This is a genomic window from Pedobacter sp. B4419 (assembly GCF_059693725.1).
In genome coordinates this window covers 1414050-1435475 of sequence record NZ_JCASSL010000002.1, presented here as the reverse complement: position 1 = coordinate 1435475, position 21426 = coordinate 1414050, and the positions used below count along the sequence as shown (strand labels likewise).

At 47.4% G+C, this 21426-nt stretch carries 5 protein-coding genes; all 5 read left to right on the top strand.

The genetic code is table 11. The annotated features are described in order from the left end of the window. Positions 1-7 precede the first annotated feature (7 nt). The 5 genes from AC570H_RS17680 (at position 8) to AC570H_RS17660 (ending at position 21364) form a co-directional block, all read left to right on the top strand. Positions 8-17335: a T9SS type B sorting domain-containing protein gene (locus AC570H_RS17680; protein WP_497357262.1), complete on the top strand. Its 17328-nt coding sequence runs from the start codon at positions 8-10 to the stop codon at positions 17333-17335. Positions 17336-17390: 55 nt separating this feature from the next. Beyond that, positions 17391-18362, top strand: coding sequence for a PorP/SprF family type IX secretion system membrane protein (locus tag AC570H_RS17675; protein WP_497357260.1), 972 nt, complete (start codon positions 17391-17393; stop codon positions 18360-18362). A 39-nt stretch (positions 18363-18401) separates the two neighbouring features. Then, on the top strand, positions 18402-20366 hold the full coding sequence (locus AC570H_RS17670) for an OmpA family protein (protein ID WP_497357257.1): 1965 nt from the start codon (positions 18402-18404) through the stop codon (positions 20364-20366). Between the two features lie 321 nt (positions 20367-20687). Further along, positions 20688-20984 (top strand): DUF2752 domain-containing protein, encoded by a 297-nt coding sequence (locus AC570H_RS17665; protein ID WP_497357255.1) that lies wholly within the window; start codon positions 20688-20690, stop codon positions 20982-20984. 11 nt (positions 20985-20995) lie between these two features. After that, on the top strand, positions 20996-21364 hold the full coding sequence (locus tag AC570H_RS17660; protein ID WP_497357253.1) for a TM2 domain-containing protein: 369 nt from the start codon (positions 20996-20998) through the stop codon (positions 21362-21364). The last annotated feature ends 62 nt before the right edge of the window (positions 21365-21426 follow it).

Sequence of the window (21426 nt, the reverse complement as noted above, 5' to 3'; positions counted from 1 at the left end):
TACCTTAATGGCAGCTAATGCCGGTCCAAGCTCAGCAACTACAGTTAGCGCGACGGATGTGTTGCCTGCCGGCTATACTTTTGTATCGGCTACGCCATCGGGAAGCACCACCTATAACATCGGCACGGGTGTTTGGACCATCGGTACCTTGGCCAACGGCGCGAATGCGACTTTGAGCATTGTAGCCACGGTTAATGCAACGGGCAGCTATGCGAATACGGCAACAATTACCAGTACCGAAGCCGACCCTACCCCTGGAAACAATACTTCGACAAGTACGCCTGTTCCTGTACCAATAGCCGATGTTTCGATTGCGAAAACAGCAAGTAGCGGAACGCCAAACGTAGGCAGCAATGTGACCTTTACCTTAATGGCAGCTAATGCCGGTCCAAGCTCAGCAACTACAGTTAGCGCGACGGATGTGTTGCCTGCCGGCTATACCTTTGTGTCGGCTACGCCATCGGGAAGCACCACCTATAATAGCGGAACCGGCGTTTGGACCATCGGTACCTTGGCCAACGGCGCGAATGCGACTTTGAGCATCGTAGCCACAGTGAAAGCTTCGGGCAGCTATGCGAATACGGCAACAATTACGGCTACAGAATCAGACCCAACGCCAGGAAACAATACATCGACAAGCACGCCTGTTCCTGTACCAATCGCCGATGTTTCGATTACGAAAACAGCAAGCAGCGGAACGCCAAACGTAGGCAGCAATGTTACTTTTACATTAACGGCGAGCAACGCCGGACCAAGTTCAGCGACGAGTGTGAGTGCAACGGACCTTTTGCCTGCCGGCTATACCTTTGTATCGGCTACGCCATCGGGAAGCACCACCTATAACAGTGGCACGGGCGTTTGGACAATCGGTACCTTGGCCAACGGCGCGAATGCGACTTTAAGTGTTGTAGCCACGGTTAATGCTACAGGCAGCTATGCGAATACGGCAACAATTACGGCTACCGAAACCGACCCAACACCTGGAAACAATACTTCGACAAGTACGCCTGTTCCTGTACCAATAGCCGATGTTTCGATTACGAAAACGGCAAGCAGCGGAACGCCAAACGCAGGCAGCAACATAACTTTTACCTTAACGGCTAGCAATGCCGGACCAAGTTCGGCGACGAGTGTGAGCGCAACGGATCTTTTGCCAAGTGGCTATACTTTTGTATCGGCCACGCCATCGGGAAGCACCACCTATAACAGCGGCACCGGCGTTTGGACCATCGGCACCTTGGCCAACGGCGCGAATGCGACTTTGAGCATTGTAGCCACGGTTAATGCAACGGGCAGCTATGCGAATACGGCAACAATTACAGCTACAGAATCTGATCCTACACCAGGTAATAACAGTGCAACCAGCACGCCAGTGCCAGTACCAATAGCCGATGTTTCGATTACGAAAACAGCAGGTAGCGGAACGCCAAACGTAGGCAGTAATGTTACCTTTACCTTAACAGCGAGCAACGCCGGACCAAGTTCGGCGACGAGTGTGAGCGCAACGGATCTTTTGCCTAACGGCTATACCTTTGTATCGGCTACGCCATCGGGAAGCACCACCTATAACAATGGAACTGGTATTTGGACAATCGGTACCTTGGCCAATGGTGCGAATGCGACTTTGAGTATTGTGGCCACAGTTAAAGCCTCTGGAAGCTATGCGAATACTGCAACAATTACCAGTACTGAAACCGATCCTACACCGGGCAATAATAGCGCGACCAGCACCCCAGTACCAGTACCTGTTGCTGATGTATCGATTGCCAAAATAGCAAGCAATAATACACCAAATGTAGGCAGCAACGTAACTTTTACACTAACCGCCAGCAATGCTGGGCCAAGCTCAGCAACAAGTGTAAGTGCTACCGATTTGTTGCCTAGCGGCTATACTTTTGTGTCGGCTACACCATCTGGAACTACCACTTACAACAGCACAACAGGTGTTTGGACCGTCGGTACCTTGGCCAATGGCGCCAATGCTACGTTAAATATCGTTGCTACTGTGAACGCTACTGGTAGTTATGCAAATACGGCCACGATCACGGCTACTGAAACCGATCCTACGCCAGGGAACAACAGCGCTACCAGTACACCAAATCCAGTTCCTGTTGCCGACGTAGTAATTAGTAAAACTTCTAATGGAGCATCGTCTAATGTGGGCGACAATGTGACTTTTATGCTTAGCGCCTCTAATGCGGGCCCTAGCTCGGCTACAGGAGTAAGCGTAAGCGATCTTTTGCCAAGCGGCTATACCTTTGTATCGGCTACGCCATCGGGAAGTACCACTTATAACAGTACCACTGGAATTTGGACCATCGGAACCCTAGCCAATGGTGCCAGTGCAACGTTGAACATCGTGGCAAACATAAAAGCTACAGGTTCTTATGCGAATGTTGCCAATATTACCGCAACAGAGAACGATCCAAATACAGCGAACAATACTTCTTCGGTAACGCTAATGCCTGGAGCGGTATCAGATATATCAGTTACCAAAACGGTAAATATAGCTACGCCAAATGTAGGCAGCAATGTTGTTTTTACCTTAACCGCAAGTAATGCCGGACCAAGCGCAGCAACGGGAGTTAAAGTAAGCGATCTAATGCCAACCGGCTATAATTTTGTTTCGGCTATACCATCGGGAAGCACCACCTACGACAATGCGACCGGTTTGTGGACCATCGGTAATTTAAATAATGGATCGAGTGCAACGTTGAGCATCACGGCTTCTGTTGATGCAACAGGAAATTATACCAACACGGCTACAGTTACCGGCAATGAAACAGACCCTAACACGGCAAATAATACCGCGACGATAAGCACCACGCCCGTACCGGTTGCCGATGTTTCGATCACCAAAACCGCAAGCAACGGCACGCCGAATGTAGGCAGCAATGTTACTTTTACTCTAACTGCGAGCAATGCCGGGCCAAGCGCAGCTACGGGTGTGAGTGCAACGGAGACGTTGCCAAACGGCTATACTTTTGTGTCGGCCACTCCATCTGGAAGTACATCTTATAACAGCGCCACAGGTGTTTGGACCATTGGTACTTTGGCCAACGGCGCTAATGCTACATTGAACATCGTGGCTACCGTTAATGCTACGGGCAGCTATGCTAACACAGTTACAGTTACTTCAACCGAAACAGATCCTACACCAGGCAATAACAGCGCCACAAATACACCTGTGCCTGTACCAGTTGCCGATGTTTCGATTACCAAAACGGCAAACAACAATAGTCCGAATGTAGGTAGCAACGTTACTTTTACCCTAACTGCGAGCAATGCGGGCCCTAGTTCGGCGACAAGTGTAAGCGCTACTGATGTATTGCCTAACGGCTATACCTTTGTTTCTGCCACTCCATCTGGAAGCACAACCTACAACAGTGGTACAGGAATTTGGACCATCGGCACGTTGGCCAATGGTGCCAACGCTACTTTGAGTATTGTAGCAACAGTTAAGGCTTCGGGCAGCTATGCCAATACGGCTACGGTTACCGCTACAGAAACAGATCCAACACCAGGAAACAATACTGCGACCAGTTCTCCGGGTCCAGTAGCGGTTGCCGATGTATCGATCACCAAAACAGCGAGTAGCGGAACGCCAAACGTAGGCAGCAATGTTACTTTTACCTTAACTGCGAGCAATGCCGGGCCAAGTTCGGCAACTACGGTTAGCGCTACTGATTTGTTGCCAAGCGGCTATACTTTTGTGTCTGCTACCCCATCGGGAAGCACAACTTACAATAGCACCACAGGGCTTTGGGCTATTGGCACCTTAGCCAATGGAGCAAACGAGACTTTAAGCATTGTTGCAACGGTTAACGCAACTGGAAACTATGCGAATACGGTTACCATTACTTCGGCAGAAACCGATCCTACGCCTGGAAACAATACTTCTACCAGTACGCCTGTACCTGTAGCAGTTGCCGATGTTTCCATTACTAAAACAGCAAGCAACAGTACGCCAAATGTAGGCAGTGATGTTACCTTTACCTTAACAGCGAGCAATGCCGGCCCAAGTTCGGCAACCGCAGTGAGCGCGACTGATCTTTTGCCAAGCGGCTATACCTTTGTATCTGCTACTCCATCGGGAAGCACAAGCTACAACAACGGCACGGGTGTTTGGAAAATTGGTACCTTGACCAATGGCGCCAATGCTACTTTGAGCATCGTGGCCACAGTTAAGGCTTCGGGCAGCTATGCCAATACAGCAAGCATTACCGCCACTGAAACCGATCTGACACCAGGAAATAATACGGCAACCAGTACGCCTGTTCCGGTTCCAATTGCTGATGTTTCCATTACGAAAACAGCAAGCAACGGCACGCCAAATGTAGGCAGCAACGTTACCTTTACCTTAACAGCAAGCAATGCGGGTCCAAGTGCAGCAACTACGGTTAGCGCGACTGACCTGTTGCCTACTGGCTATACTTTTGTATCAGCCACGCCATCTGGAAGTACTACTTATAACAATGCAACGGGTGTTTGGACCATCGGTACGTTGGCCAATGGTGCCAATGCTACCTTAAATATTGTAGCTACGGTTAACGCAACAGGAAATTATGCCAATACGGCAACGATTACCGCTACGGAAACCGACCTAACACCTGCCAACAACAGCGCAACGAGTACGCCTGTACCTGTGGCGGTTGCCGATGTTTCCATTACCAAAACAGCGAGCAGCGCTACACCGAATGTAGGCAGCAACGTTACCTTTACCTTAACAGCAAGCAATGCCGGCCCAAGCTCGGCTACAGGGGTAAGCGTAGCAGATCTTTTGCCAAGCGGTTATACTTTTGTATCGGCTACCCCATCGGGAAGTACCAACTATAACAATGGAACAGGACTGTGGACAATTGGTACTTTGACCAATGGCGCCAGCGCAACTTTAGCTATTGTAGCTGCCGTTAATGCTACCGGAAATTACGCCAACACCGCGACGATTTCCGCGACTGAAACAGACCTCACTCCAGGCAATAACAGCGCAACAAATACACCTGTTCCAGTACCAATTTCAGACCTGTCTGTTAGCAAAAACGTAAGCAATGCTACACCAAATGTGGGCAGCAATGTTACTTTCACGTTAACAGCAAGCAATGCCGGACCAAGCGACGCCACAAGCGTTAAAGTAACAGATCTTTTGCCTGCAGGTTATGCTTTTGTATCGGCTACACCATCAGGAAGCACAACTTATGATAACGGCACGGGTGTCTGGACCATTGGTACCTTGGCCAACGGCGCAAATGCAACTTTAAATATCGTAGCAACAGTTAATGCTACGGGCAGCTATGCCAATACAGCAACGATTACCGGTACGGAAACTGATCCAACGCCAGGCAATAATACTTCGACCAGCACGCCTGTTCCGGTGTCAGTAGCCGACGTTTCTATCGCGAAAACAACAAACAGCAACAATCCGAATGTAGGCAGTAATGTTACTTTTACCTTAACAGCGAGTAATGCTGGCCCTAGTTCGGCAACCGCAGTGAGTGCGACAGATTTACTGCCGAGTGGCTATACCTTTGTCTCTGCTACACCATCTGGAAGTACCACTTATAACAGCGGAACCGGAGTGTGGGCTATCGGTACTTTGACCAATGGCGCAAGCGCTACATTAGACATTGTTGCCACGGTTAAGGCTACCGGAAATTATGCCAATACGGCAACGATTACGGCAACGGAAACCGATCTCACTCCGGGCAATAATACTTCGACCAGTACACCTGTTCCTGTTCCTGTTTCTGATGTATCGGTTACTAAAATAGTGGACAATGCCACACCGAATGTGGGCAGCAATGTAACCTTTACGCTTACCGCCACTAACTCCGGCCCAAGCGATGCTACTGCGGTTAAAGTGAACGACCTTTTGCCAAATGGCTATACCTTCGTATCGGCAACACCATCAGGAAGCACTACTTATAGCAATGCAACAGGCGTTTGGACCATCGGTACCTTGGCCAATGGCGCAAATGCAACTTTAAATGTTGTGGCTACGGTAAAAGCAACGGGCAACTATGCCAACACGGCAAACATTATAGCAACTGAAACAGACCTTACACCAGGCAACAACAGTGCAACCAGCACGCCTGTTCCTGTTCCGGTTGCCGATGTTTCGATTACGAAAACCGCAAGCAATGGTACGCCAAATGTAGGCAGCAATGTCACTTTTACCTTAACTGCGAGCAATGCCGGTCCAAGTTCGGCAAGCAATGTGAGTGTGACCGACCTTTTACCTACCGGCTATACTTTTGTATCCGCTACGCCATCAGGAAGCACTACTTATAACAATGGAACTGGCGTTTGGGCCATCGGTACCTTGACCAATGGAAGCAATGCTACGCTCAGTGTTATTGCAACTGTAAATGCGACCGGAAACTACGCCAATACAGCAAATATTACCGCGACCGAAACTGACCTTACACCAGGCAACAATAGCGCAACCAATACACCGGTTCCTGTGCCAATTGCTGAGGTATCGGTCACCAAAATAGTGGATAATGCCACGCCGAATGTGGGCAGCAATGTCACCTTTACGCTTACCGCTACTAATGCCGGACCAAGCGATGCAACAACGGTTAAAGTGAACGATCTTTTGCCGAGCGGCTATACCTTTGTCTCGGCCACGCCATCGGGAAGCACCACTTATAGCAATGCAACAGGTGTTTGGACCATCGGTACCTTGGCCAATGGCGCAAATGCAACTTTAAATGTTGTGGCTACAGTAAAAGCAACAGGCAACTATGCCAACACGGCAAGTATCACGGCTACAGAAACTGATCCTACACCAGGCAACAACAGTGCAACCAGCACACCTGTTCCGGTACCAGTTGCCAATGTTTCGATTAATAAAACCGTAAGCGATGCTACTCCAGATGTAGGAAGCAACGTAACCTTTACCTTAACGGCAGCCAACGCCGGTCCAAGTGATGCTACTGTTGTTAAAGTCACGGATTTACTTCCTAATGGCTATACTTTTGTTTCGGCTTCTGCTCCTGCCGGGACGACTTATAACAATATAACAGGCATTTGGGACATTGGAACTTTGGCCAATGGCGTGAATACAACCTTGAGTATAATCGCAACGGTTAACGCTACTGGAAGCTATGCGAATACGGCAACTATTGCGGCCACAGAAGCTGATTTGACACCAGCTAACAATACTTCTACCAGTACTCCGGTACCAGTACCAGTAGCAGAAGTATCGATTACGAAGAGCGTAAGCAATACCGCGCCGAATGTGGGCAGCAATGTAACCTTTACGCTTACTGCCACTAATGCCGGTCCAAGCGATGCCACAACCGTTAAAGTGAACGATCTTTTGCCGAGCGGCTATACTTTTGTATCGGCCACGCCATCGGGAAGCACCACTTATAGCAATGCAACAGGTGTTTGGACCATCGGCACCTTGGCCAACGGGGCCAATGCAACGCTAAATATTGTAGCTACGGTTAAAGCTGCTGGCAACTATGCCAATATAGCAAGTATTAGTGCTACAGAAACCGACCCAATACCGGGCAACAACAGTGCAACCAGCACGCCTGTTCCGGTACCAATAGCAAATGTTTCAATTACCAAAACAGCCAGCAACAATACGCCAAATGTGGGCAGCAATGTTATATTTACCTTAACGGCCAGTAATGCCGGACCAAGTGATGCAACAGCGGTTAAAGTGAACGACCTGCTTCCTAGCGGCTATACTTTTGTTTCGGCTGCCGCTCCTGTTGGAACGACTTATAATAGTACAACAGGCGTTTGGGACATCGGAACTTTAGCCAACGGCGTAAACACCAGCTTGGCCATTACCGCAACCGTAAATGCTACAGGCAATTATGTCAATACGGCAAGTATTACGGCAACTGAAAATGACCCTACACCAGGCAACAACAGTGCAACCAATACGCCAGTGCCGGTGGCTCAAGCAGACCTATCGGTTGTGAAGCAGATCAGCAAGGCCTCGCCAAATGTAGGCAGCAATGTTACCTTTACCCTAACGGCTTCTAACGCGGGACCAAGTGCAGCGACCGGAGTTACCGTAAACGACCTGTTACCTAGCGGCTATACCTTTGTTTCGGCAACGCCATCTGGAGCTAGCACCTATGACAATACTACTGGAGCTTGGGCAATTGGAACTTTGGCCAATGGCGCCAATGCAACGCTAAGTATTGTGGCAAAAGTGAACGCTACCGGAAACTATACCAACGTGGCTAATATTTTGGCAACGGAGAACGATCCAAGTACCACCAATAATACTTCTTCTGTTGGAAGCACCCCTGTTGACATCAAGATTGTAAAAACAGGACCAGCTACTGCCAATGCGGGTACAACGGTAAACTATAGCCTTAGCGTTACCAATGACGGAACCGGAAATGCAGTTTCTAATTTAATTGGGGATGTGGTTCCCGCAGCGCTTACAGGTGTTACATGGACAGCAACAGCCGCTGGAACAGCCACGATTAACAGTGGTGCAAACGGAGCAGGTAACAATGTTGCCGTTAATGCCAATATCCCGGCTGGAAGCAGCAACGTCATTACCATTAATATTACCGGACAGCTACCAGCAAATGCTACCGCTTCTATTTTATCAAATATGGCAACGGCAACTTCGCCAGACCCACTAGATCCGGTAGTTAATTCGAACACCGTGACTACAGCTGTTGATAAAAGCGCAGACATCCGCATCCAAAAAACAGGACCAGGAACAGCAGTGGCAGGAAATAGCATCCTTTATACCATTAATGTAACCAATGCAGGACCTAGTGATGCGGGTAATGTAAACATCATAGACAACCTTCCGGTAGGCGTTAATAATGCCACATGGACAGCGACTGCCCAAAATGGAGCTACCATAACTGGAGCGGCCAATGGTACAGGCAATGTCAATCTGTTTGCTGCTATTCCGGCAGGAACAGCTGCTGTTACCATTACTATAAATGGAACGATCGATGCCAATTACGCTGGTACTACGCTTGCCAATACAGCCACAGCTACACCTGAAGCAGGCGTAACCGATCCAACACCTGCCACGAGCACGATTAACACAACGATTTCGCGTGTGGCCAATGTGAGAATTACAAAATCCGGACCGGCCAATATCGGCGCTGGAGAAACAATTTCATACAACATCCACATTATAAATGCCGGACCAAGTAATGCCACTGGCATCTTGATTTCTGATGCCATCCCAGCGGAGATCCAAAATCCAACATGGACGGCAACGGTACAGAATGGCGCTACAGTGAGTGCCAGTAATGGCTCGGGAAGCATCAATATTACTGGCGATATCCCAGCTGGAAATGGAGCAATCGATATTGCCGTAAGCGGAACAGTAACCCCAGCTGCGGTTAATGGCTCTAATTTTAGCAATACAGCTACGGCCACCTTCCCTGTAGGCAGTCCGATTACAGACCCTGAAGCAGGCTCTAACACCAGTACTGTACCAACAATAGTAAATAATACGGCAGATATACGTGTATCTAAAAACGGACCAGCCAATGTGAGCATTCTCGATCCGATTAGCTACACCATTGTAGTAACCAATGCTGGGCTTGGAAATGTAACGGGTGCTTTGATCAACGACGCTGTACCGGCTGATGTAACCGTAAGCAGTTGGACAGCTATAGCCACAGGAGGCGCCAGCATTACAGGCGCAACTGGCGGTACCTCCAATAACATCAGTACCATGGGCGATATCCCGGCAGATCCGAATGCAAAAATTACGATTACCGTTCAAGGGATTGTAAATACTTCGGCAGGTGCCATGTTTACCAATACGGTAATTGTTACGGCAGGAGGAAATCCGCAAAGTTCGGTTACGACCTCGGTAAACCAATCTACCGATGTATTGGTAGAAAAAAGCGGTACTCAATCTGCAAGAGCTGGTTCGGCGGTTAGCTATACCATTAAAGTAAGCAATAAAGGCCCTGTTGCTGCCAATGGCGTAACGATAAACGATATTGTTCCTGCCGATATTGAAAATGTAACTTGGTCTGCCGCTGCTTTTGGCACAGCAGGCTTAACAGGAGCAAATAACGGCAACACCAATACCATTTCAACCGCAGGCAACGTTCCGATTGGTTCGGCCAATTATTTGCTCATCACCGTAAATGGTAATATTAAATCATCAACCAGCGCCGCTAACATAAGCAATACCGCAACTATTACCTTGCCGGGAGGTTTAACCGATTACGACTTATCAAACAACAGCAGTACAGCAGTAACCGCTGTGACCAAAGAAAGCGAGTTATCGGTTGTTAAAACCGCAAATGGTGCTTCGCCGGTGGTGGGCAGCAATATTACCTTCACCATCGTGGCGGCCAATGCCGGACCTAGCGACGCGACCGGCGTTTCGGTAGCCGACCTTCTGCCAAGCGGCTATACCTTTGTGTCGGCAGCAGCACCAGTAGGTACAACTTATACCAATGGCACAGGTGTTTGGGCTATTGGTAATTTGGTAAAAGGGGCAAGCAGTACATTGAGTATTGTGGCAACGGTAAATGCAACGGGAAGTTATGCCAATACAGCTACGATTACAGGCGCTGAAACCGATCCAACACCTGCAAATAACAGCTCAACAGTTACTCCGGTACCGAGTCCATTGGCAGATGTATCGGTAACCAAAATTGCAAGCAGCCTCACTCCAAATGTGGGCAGCAATGTCACATTCACCATTACAGCGGCCAATGCAGGGCCTAGCGGTGCAACAGGCGTTTCGGTACAAGATGTATTGCCAACTGGCTATACTTTCGTATCGGCTGTTGCTCCTGCAGGAACAAACTACAATAACGGCACTGGCGTTTGGACCATCGGTGGTTTAGCCAATGGTGCCAGCTCGATCCTAACCATTACAGCTTCAGTAAATGCAAGTGGCTCTTATGCGAATACCGTGGCTATAATAGCAACTGAAGATGACCCTAACCCAACTAACAATAATGCAACGGTAAGCCCGGTACCGGTTCCAATAGCAGACATTTCAGTCGTGAAAACGACCAGCAATGCTACTCCGAATGTAGGCAGCAATGTTACTTTTAACATCACCGTGGCCAATGCCGGACCCAGCAATGCGACAGGCGTTTCGGTACAAGATGTATTACCCACTGGCTATACCTTCGTATCTGCTGTTGCTCCTGCAGGAACAAGCTATAACAACGGAACGGGCGTTTGGAGCATCGGAAATTTAGCTAATGGTGTAAATACAACATTGGCCATTACGGCAACAGTGAATGCAACGGGCAATTATACCAATACTGCCTCAGCTACCGCGACAGAAACGGATCCTACGATGGGCAACAATAGTTCTAGCGTTACTCCTGTGCCAGTTCCAATAGCTGATGTAAAAGTTACCAAAACGGTAGATAATCCTACTCCGAATGTAGGCAGCAACGTGGTGTTTACCATTACGGCCAGCAATACAGGCCCAAGCGCTTCTACTGCTACCGGCGTAAATGTGAACGATGTGCTGGCCAATGGTTACACTTTTATTTCGGCCAATGCCCCAGCAGGCACCAGCTATGACAATGTAAGCGGCCAATGGACCATCGGAGGCTTGGCCGACGGTGCTACAGCGATCCTAACCATTACGGCGAGGGTAAATGCTACTGGTTCTTATTCAAATACAGCTACGATTTCGGCCAACGAGACAGATCCAGATCCAAGCACAAATAGCGTTACGATTACCCCTGCACCAGTTCCTGTGGCAGATGTAAGCGTCGTTAAAACCGCAACAAACCTATCGCCTTCGGTAGGCAACAACATTACCTTTAACATTACAGTTGCGAACGCTGGCCCAAGTATGGCCACCAATGTTGCAGTAAATGATCTCTTGCCAACAGGCTATACTTTTGTATCGGCAAGCGCACCAGCGGGAACAAATTACAATAGTGCTACAGGTGTATGGACCATCGGCAATTTGAACAATGGTGCAAACAACATATTGACCATTACCGCAACAGTAAATGCCACGGGCAACTATGCTAATACAGCCAATGTAACAGCAACCGAGACTGACCTTACAACGGGCAATAATAGTTCTACCGTTACTCCTGTGCCGGTTCCGGTGGCCAATGTGAGCGTGGTTAAAATGGTAGATAATATGGCGCCAAATGTTGGTACTAATGTTGTATTTACCATTAATGCGAGCAATGCCGGACCAAGTGCAGCAAGCAATGTAGTGGTAAATGACGTATTGCCAAATGGCTATACCTTTGTTTCCGCAGTAGCTCCTGTAGGAACCAGCTATGATAACACAACAGGATTATGGACCATTGGCAACCTGGGCAATAGCGCAACAGCTACGCTCGCCATTACAGCTAAGGTAAATGCAACAGGGTCTTATGCCAACTCGGCAGCTATTACGGCAACAGAAAACGACCCTGATCACGGTAATAACAATTCAACCGTAGTTCCAATCCCAATTCCAATTGCTGATGTGGCCATCACCAAAACGGCAAGTAGCCTAACACCTAATGTAGGCAGCACCATCAACTTTACTTTAACGGCAGCTAATGCAGGGCCAAGCACAGCCACAAATGTTAATGTAAACGATCTGTTGCCAACAGGCTATGCCTTCGTTTCGGCTGCGGCTCCTGCCGGAACGACTTACAACAACGCAACGGGCGTATGGGCTATCGGTAATTTGAATAGTGGCGTAAACGCAGTGTTAACCATTACTGCAACGGTAAATGCTACAGGAAACTATACTAACACGGCCAATATAACTGGTACAGAAACCGATCCGGCACCAGGCAATAACAATGCGAGCGTTAGTCCGGTACCAGTTCCGGTGGCAGATGTGAATGTGGTTAAAACGGTTGACAATGCCACGCCAAATGTGGGTAGCAATGTCGTATTTACCATCAAGGCCACCAATAATGGCCCAAGTACAGCAAGCGATGTTAAGGTGAGCGATCAGTTGCCTAGCGGCTATACCTTTGTTTCGGCAACAGCCCCTGTAGGCACCAGCTACGATAACAGCACAGGCCTATGGACAATTGGCAACCTAGCTAATGGAACAGATGCTACATTGACCATTACCGCAAAAGTGAATGCGAGTGGATCATACGCCAATACGGCCAATCTTTTTGCCACAGAGGATGATCCTACACCTGGCAATAACAGTTCAACGGTAACCATTACACCGGTTCCGGTAGCGGAAATAAGTGTGGCTAAAACCGTTAACAATGCTACGCCAAATGTAGGCAGCAACGTAACCTTTACTATTCAAGTTGCGAACGCAGGCCCAAGTACGGCCACAGGAGTTGCAGTAAATGACTTATTGCCAACAGGCTATACTTTTGTGTCGGCATCTGCACCGGTAGGTACTACCTTTAACAACACAACTGGCCTGTGGACGATTGGTAATTTGAACAATGGCTCAAATGCCACGCTAACCATTACTGCAACGGTAAATGCAACAGGCAATTATGCCAATACCGCCACCGTTTCGGCCACCGAAACAGATTTGACCCCGGCTAACAATACAGCGACCAGCACTCCAGTGCCGGTTCCGGTATCAAATGTAAATGTGGTTAAAACGGTAGATAATGCCACGCCAAACGTAGGCAGCAATGTGGTCTTCACAATTAAAGCGACCAATGCCGGACCAAGTGCCGCGAGCAGTGTGGTAGTTAATGATATCCTGCCAAGTGGTTATACATTTGTATCGGCTTCCGCACCTGTAGGTACTACTTTTAACAATGCCACAGGTATCTGGAACATCGGTAACCTAGGTAATGGCGTAACGACTACGTTAACAATTACCGCAACGGTAAATGCAACGGGGAACTATACCAATACGGCTAACATCACGGCTACAGAAAGCGATCTGGTTCCGGCCGATAACAATTCTAGTGTTACCCCAACGCCTGTTCCGGTAGCTGATATGGCCATCACTAAAACTGTTGACAATGCTACGCCGAACGTGGGCAGCAACGTGGTATTCACGCTCCAAGCCAGCAGCGCAGGCCCAAGTACGGCCACGGGTATTATTGTAACCGATCTATTGCCAAGCGGCTACACCTTTGTAGGAGCAACAGCACCAGCAGGAACAGCATACGACGTTACAACAGGTGTTTGGAATATTGGAACATTAAGCAATGGAGCAGTTGCTACATTAACCATTACGGCCAAGGTAAATGCAACTGGCATTTATACCAACAGTGCCAATGTAACAGCAACCCAAACCGACTTAGTAACCGCTAACAACAGTACTTCGATTACGCCTACACCAATTTCAATAGCCGATGTGAGCATTACTAAAACAGTAGATCACGCCACACCAAATGTGGGCAGCAATGTGGTGTTCACGATTAACGCCGCCAATGCAGGGCCGAGTACAGCTACCAATGTTGCTGTAAATGACCTGTTGGCCAACGGCTATACTTTTGTAGCGGCATCAGCACCTGCTGGAACAGCCTATAACAATGCAACAGGTATATGGACCATTGGCAACTTAGGCAACGGTACAAATGCAACGCTTACGATTACGGCTAGGGTAAATGCAACGGGTAGTTACGCCAATACGGCAAGTATAACCGCTACAGAAACCGATTCAGATCCTAGCAACAATAATGCAAGTGTTACTCCGATACCAGTTCCGGTAGCAGATGTTAGCGTAATTAAAACCGTTGACAATGCTACACCGAATGTAGGCAGCAATGTGGTGTTTACCATTAAAGCAACTAATGCCGGACCAAGTACGGCCACAGGCATTATCGTAAATGATGTATTGCCAAATGGTTATACCTTTGTTTCGGCGGTGGCCCCTGTAGGAACTAATTATGATAACCTAACAGGATTATGGACCATCGGCAATATTGCCAACGGAGCAACAGCTACCCTAACCATTACAGCGAGGGTAAATGCGACAGGCAATTATGCCAATACAGCTATTGTTGCTAGTCCTGTTGATGATCCTGACGCAAGCAATAACAGCTCAACAGTTACTCCTGCACCAAAAGCGGTTGCAGATGTTTCGATAACCAAAACCATTAATAATGCAACGCCAGCGAAGGGCAACAATGTAACCTTTACGCTTACAGTTGCCAATGCGGGCCCAAGTGCAGCAACAGGAGTTGTCGCTACAGATGTATTGCCAAGCGGTTACACCTTTGTGGGAGCAGTTGCGCCAATAGGTACTACCTACAATAACACAACAGGCGTATGGACCATTGGCGATATGATTAATGGGGCCAATAGGATATTGAGCATAACGGCAAAAGTTAATGAAAGCGGCATTTATGCGAACACCGCAACCGTTACAGCAACAGAAACCGACCTCGCTCCAGCTAACAATACCGCTACGGTTACACCTGTACCTACTGCGATTGCTAATGTATCGATTAGCAAAACAGTTGATATAGCTAATCCGGCAGTAGGCAGTGATGTTGTATTTACCATTACAGCAAGCAATGCCGGACCAAGTGAAGCACCAGCAGTTACCGCTTCAGATCTATTGCCAAGTGGTTATACATTTGTTGCCGCTGCGCCAGCCGCCGGAACGACTTATAACAATGCTACAGGATTATGGACCATTGGTACCCTAACTAGTGGTGCGAATGTTACGTTAAACATTACCGCTAAGGTAAATGCAACTGGAAATTATGCCAATACAGCCACATTAACCTCGCCAACTACCGACCCTGATCCATCAGACAACAGTTCTACGGTAACGCCAATACCAACACCGGTATCGAACCTGTCGGTAAGCAAAACAGTTAATAATGCCAGCCCAGCCGTGGGAAGCAACGTGGTATTTACCATTAATGTAGCCAATGCAGGGCCAAGTGGGGCAACCGCAGTTGCTGTTACAGATATTTTGGCCAACGGCTACACTTTTGTAAGTGCAACAGCGCCGGCAGGAACAAACTACAACAGTAGCACAGGTGTATGGACGATCGGTACTTTAGCCAATAGCGCTACGGCCAGCCTAACCATTACGGCTCGTGTAAATGCCACTGGCAACTATGCCAATACGGCTAGTATTACCTCGCCAACGGCTGATCCTGATCCATCAAATAACAGTTCTACCGTAACCCCGGCACCAAATGCAACAGCCAATATATCGGTGAGCAAAACGGTAAACAACGTGAGCCCTGCTGTTGGCAACAATGTGGTATTTAGCATCAATGTAACCAATACCGGCCCTAGCGATGCAACTGGAGTTACCGCCACCGATTTACTGCCAAGTGGCTATACCTTCGTATCGGCCAATCCACCTGCTGGAACAAGTTATAACAACACAACTGGCGTTTGGACCATCGGAAACCTGGCCAATGGAACCAATGTAGTTTTAGCCATCACGGCTCGTGTAAATGCAAGCGGCAATTATGCAAACACCGCAACGGCAAATACGACCACCAATGATCCAGATCCAAGCAACAATAGCTCTACCGTTACGCCAATACCAGTGGCATCGGCCAACTTATCGGTTAATAAAACAGTGGATGTTACCGGCCCTACTATTGGCAATAATGTGGTGTTCAGTATCAGAGTAGCCAATGCGGGTCCTAGTGATGCAAGTGGCGTAACAGTGCTGGATTTGTTGCCAAATGGTTACACCTTCGTATCGGCCAATGCACCTGCAGGAACAACTTACAACAATACTACGGGTTTATGGACGATAGGAAACTTGGCTAATGGAGCTAATGTCACCCTTACTGTTACGGCCAAGGTAAATCCAACGGGTAATTATGCCAATACAGCCAGGGTGGAAACAAGCACATTTGACCCAACCCTCGTTGACAATGCTTCTACAGTTACGCCAGTGCCGGTAACCAATAAGCCGATTGCCGAAGACAACACGGTAGCAACGAATGCCAACAAGCCTATTATTATTGCAATTGTTGACAATGATAACCCTGGCAATTCGGCATTCGATCTTAGCAGTATTGAAATCGTTGATCAGCCTAAGCACGGCACCGTAAAAGTGAACGGCGATGGAACAGTTACCTATACGCCAAACCCTGGCTACACCGGCGATGATAGCTTTACCTACAGGTTGAAAGACATCATGGGCAATTATACCAACGTAGCTACGGTGAGCATCAAATCGAATTTTGTAGACATCAAGATACCGAACCTCTTTACGCCAAATGGCGATGGTATAAATGATACCTTCGAAATAAGAGGACTGAACCAGTTTGTCCAAAACGACCTTACCATTATTAACCGTTGGGGCAATGAGGTATTCCGCTCAAACAACTATCAAAATACCTGGACAGGCGAAGGGCTTAACGAAGGCACTTATTACTACCTGCTCAAGGTAAAACGAAACAACAGTTCTGAGTGGATAGTCTACAAAGGATGGCTAACCCTAGTGAGGAGCTTTAAAAAGTAAAGGCAAAAACAAAAGGTGGCTAGGCTCGCCCGGCCACCTTTATAGACAAGAAAATATGAAAAGATCGGTGTTATTAATTGCAGGTATCCTTTTGCTCTTGACCAATCTGACCCGGGCCCAACAAGATGCCCAATTTAGTCAGTACATGTTCAATGGAATTTATATTAATCCGGCCTATGCCGGTTACCGCGAACAGTTAAACGTACATGCTTTTTACCGTACCCAGTGGACAGGGATTGATGGCGCACCAAAAACGCTTGCCGTGGCCATAGATGCCATCGCTAACGATGGAAATGTGGGTTTGGCACTGCAATTGTCAAGCGACAGGCTCGGAGCACAACGCAACACAGCTGTTTATGGCAACTATGCCTATCGGATCAGGTTAAACGAAGACGGATCTTCGCGATTGGCCTTTGGAGTAGGCGCGGGGGCAGTGCAATTAAGTATAGATGGATCATTGCTGAGCCCAAACGACCCAGAAAGAGACCAGCCGATTGGCATGCAGAGTACAATTGTACCCGATGCCAGAGCCGGAGTATATTTTTCAACCGATCGTTTTTTTGCAGGCTTCTCGGCCGATAACCTGATTTCGCAGTACATCGACATTAACCGCTATGCCTTTATCCCAAAACCCAAGCCACACTATTACCTTACTGCGGGGGCCTTATTGCCACTGTCGACAGATATTTTGTTAAAGCCTTCTTTCTTGTTAAAAGACGACCGTGGAGGGCCGACAAGCCTTGACCTGAATGCTTTTTTTATACTTGGCGAAAGGATCTGGTTGGGCGGGTCTTATCGTACCGGCATCAAACTTTACGATAAATCGTACCTGCAAAAAGACCTCAGCAAACTGAATTCGGCTGTTGCGGCCATACAGGTGTTCCCTGATAAAAACCTAAGGATCGGCTACGCCTACGATTTTTCTATTGGCCCGTTACAAGGCTACAGCAGCGGAACGCACGAAATTTCCATCGGCTATTTCTTCAACCGTAAAAATGTACGAATGCTTAGTCCTAGGTATTTTTAATCAAATAGCTTCATCACCACTGAAAAAATAAATAAACAGATGAAAAAGTCTCTCTTAAGCTTACTCACAATTTTAACATTAGGATTGGGAATGGTACAAACAGCCAAAGCCCAATATGTTTTAAAGGAGGCTGATGCCCAGTATGAGCTGTTCAATTATACAAAAGCAATTGACCTTTATGAACAGGCCTATAAGAAAAGAGCAAGCTTGCATGCGGCCGAACGCCTCGCAAGTGGCTATGAAATGATACACGATTACAAGCAAACAGAGAGCTGGGCTGCCATTGCGTCGGGCATGGAAGGTACCAGTCCAGAAAATGTGCTCCGGTATGCAAAAGCATTGCAAAACAACTCAAAATATAGCGAAGCAAAAGTGCAGTATGAAAAATATGCCAGTTTGGATAAGAATATAACCGAAGCCCAAAAGAGTATATGGCTTCTCTCTTGCGATTCGGCCATGCGCTGGATGAAAAATCCTGGAACAACAATGGTGCAGAACCAACAGTCTTTAAATACAGCTCAATCAGATTGGGGGGCAGTCAAACTCGGAGGAGCAGTGGTATTTGCTTCTGATAGGGATTTAACGGGCGACAATTCCAAACAATCTGGCTCAAGGCCTTTCCTTAAATTCGATGGCCCAAAAGTGCCCGATAGAAATATATACGGCTGGACGGGGAACCATTACCTACGCCTATATACCCAAACCGCACCTAACGAAGCAATCAGCCTCTTCGATTTGCCAACTGGTACCGATTACCATGTTGGACCAGCTACATTTACAGCCGATGGCAAGGAGATGTATTTTACACTTACGCGTATTCCGCCAAAACCGGTTTATGTAAACGGCAAATTAGCTACCATCAACATAGAAATATACAGTTGCAAGAAAGGAGACGATGGAAAATGGTCAACCCCCGTAGCCTTCCCCTACAATAAAGTAAACGAATATTCTGTTGGCGATCCTGCAGTTAGCAAGGATGGAAAAACCTTGTATTTTGTTTCCAATATGCCGGGTGGGCAGGGAGGAACAGATTTATATGCCTGTTTAAGAAACGATAATGGCGAATGGGGGCAGGCTCAAAACCTGAAAGATTTGAACACTCCAGGAAATGAACGCAGTCCGTTTTTTGATGGCGAAAAGAACTTCTATTTTAGCAGCGATGGCCTAATTGGGATGGGTGGATTGGATATTTTTAAATCAACACTTATGGCTGGCAAAATGAGCAAGCCGGTGAATATGGGCTATCCGATCAATTCGCCTCAAGATGATTTTGCCTATACTATTAATGGCCCAATTGAAGGTTTTCTCTCGTCTAATAGAGCTGAAGGTGCGGGAAGCGACGACATTTACAGTTTCAAAGCGCAAGAGCCCGTTATTTTTAGGCTAAATGGAATAGCTTATAACAAGAAAACCGGCGAACCATTAGGCAATGCCATTATTACCTTGGCCCGAACCGGCGGAGGAATACTAAAAGCGCAGACCGAAGCCGATGGAAGATATGGGTTTAACCTCGAAAAAGCATCGGATTATAACCTTAGTGGTGAAAAGACAGACTTCCGTAGCGACATGGTCCAATTGAGCACACAACAATTAACGGCATCAACAGACCTGAAACAAGACCTGTTCCTAGAGCCTATCGTGATCAACAAAGCCATTAAACTAGAAAATATTTATTACGACTTCGACAAATCGAACATCAGGCCTGATGCCGCCAAAGAATTGGATAAACTGGTAAAAATTATGCAGGATAATCCAACCATCTGGATAGAACTAGGCTCGCATACCGATAGCCGAGGCAATGACCAATACAATCAATGGCTGTCACAGAGCCGTGCCAACTCGGCGGTGCAATACATCATTGATAGAGGCATCAGCAAAAACAGGATTACGGCGATGGGCTATGGCGAAACCCAATTGGTAAACAAATGTTCAAACGGCGTTAAATGTGCTGAAGCCGAACATCAGGCCAACCGAAGAACCGAGTTTAAAATTGTGAAGTATTAATCTTTTCATCAACAAAATATACAGGGTCACACCTCATCCTTTGGCTGGCCGGGGAGGAAAGATGGAAATGCAAAGCCAAGGCGGGCAGGAACACCCGCCTCTAGAAATGCTAATGGTGTGTCTTCACGAACGCTGATGCGTGCCTCACGAACGCGATGCTACTGGTGCGTGTCCTCACGCACCAGAATATCCGAGATGGCTCGAACCATTCTTAGAGCCCTTTTCCCAGTTTGTCGGGTAATTTTTCGAGTTGGTCGAAATCAAAACGGGCATAAGTAACAAAGCTAGTACCTTTATATCTAATTATTAAAACAAGGAAACATGAAGTATATTCGCAGCTTTCCGGTAGAACTGGTCTTTTGGGTGTTGGCTTTAATACTGCTAGCAACGGCTAACCCTCACGAACATCATTTCAGCCTTTGCCCACTGGCAAATTTAGGCATAACCTGGTGTCCAGGCTGTGGCTTAGGAAGGTCGATAACCGCATTGTTCCATGGAGATGTGAATGCAAGCTTAGCACAACATTGGTTTGGCATACCTGCCCTGCTCTTGATCTGCTACCGTATTTATCAGCTCAGCAAACAACTATTAAAAAAAGAAGTTAATTTAAAATATTAGGAGGAAAAGCTATGTTTGACGCACAATTTATGGCATTACCGGGTATCACCCCCCAAGAATATTCGTACTTGCAAACTGCAACCAACGGTCTTGACGAACAACAAATACGTACATTTTTAATGATCTACTCAGGCAAGAGAAAAAACCCGAGCGACATGCTGCTCTTCTGCGTAATCGGTCTGTTTTTGGTTCCCGGCCTGCAACGCTTCATCATTAACCAAATCGGCATGGGTATCTTGTACCTGCTAACAGGAGGTTTATGTTTGATTGGTTCGATTGTAGACATCATTAACCACAAAAGCCTGGCATTCGAACACAACCAACGCATGGTATTCGAAAGCTTGCAAATGGTAAGAATGGGCGGTTTTAAACAATACTAAACCCACACAAATAGTATAAAAAATCCTTATGGGTGCAAAACCTGTAAGGATTTGCTATTTTT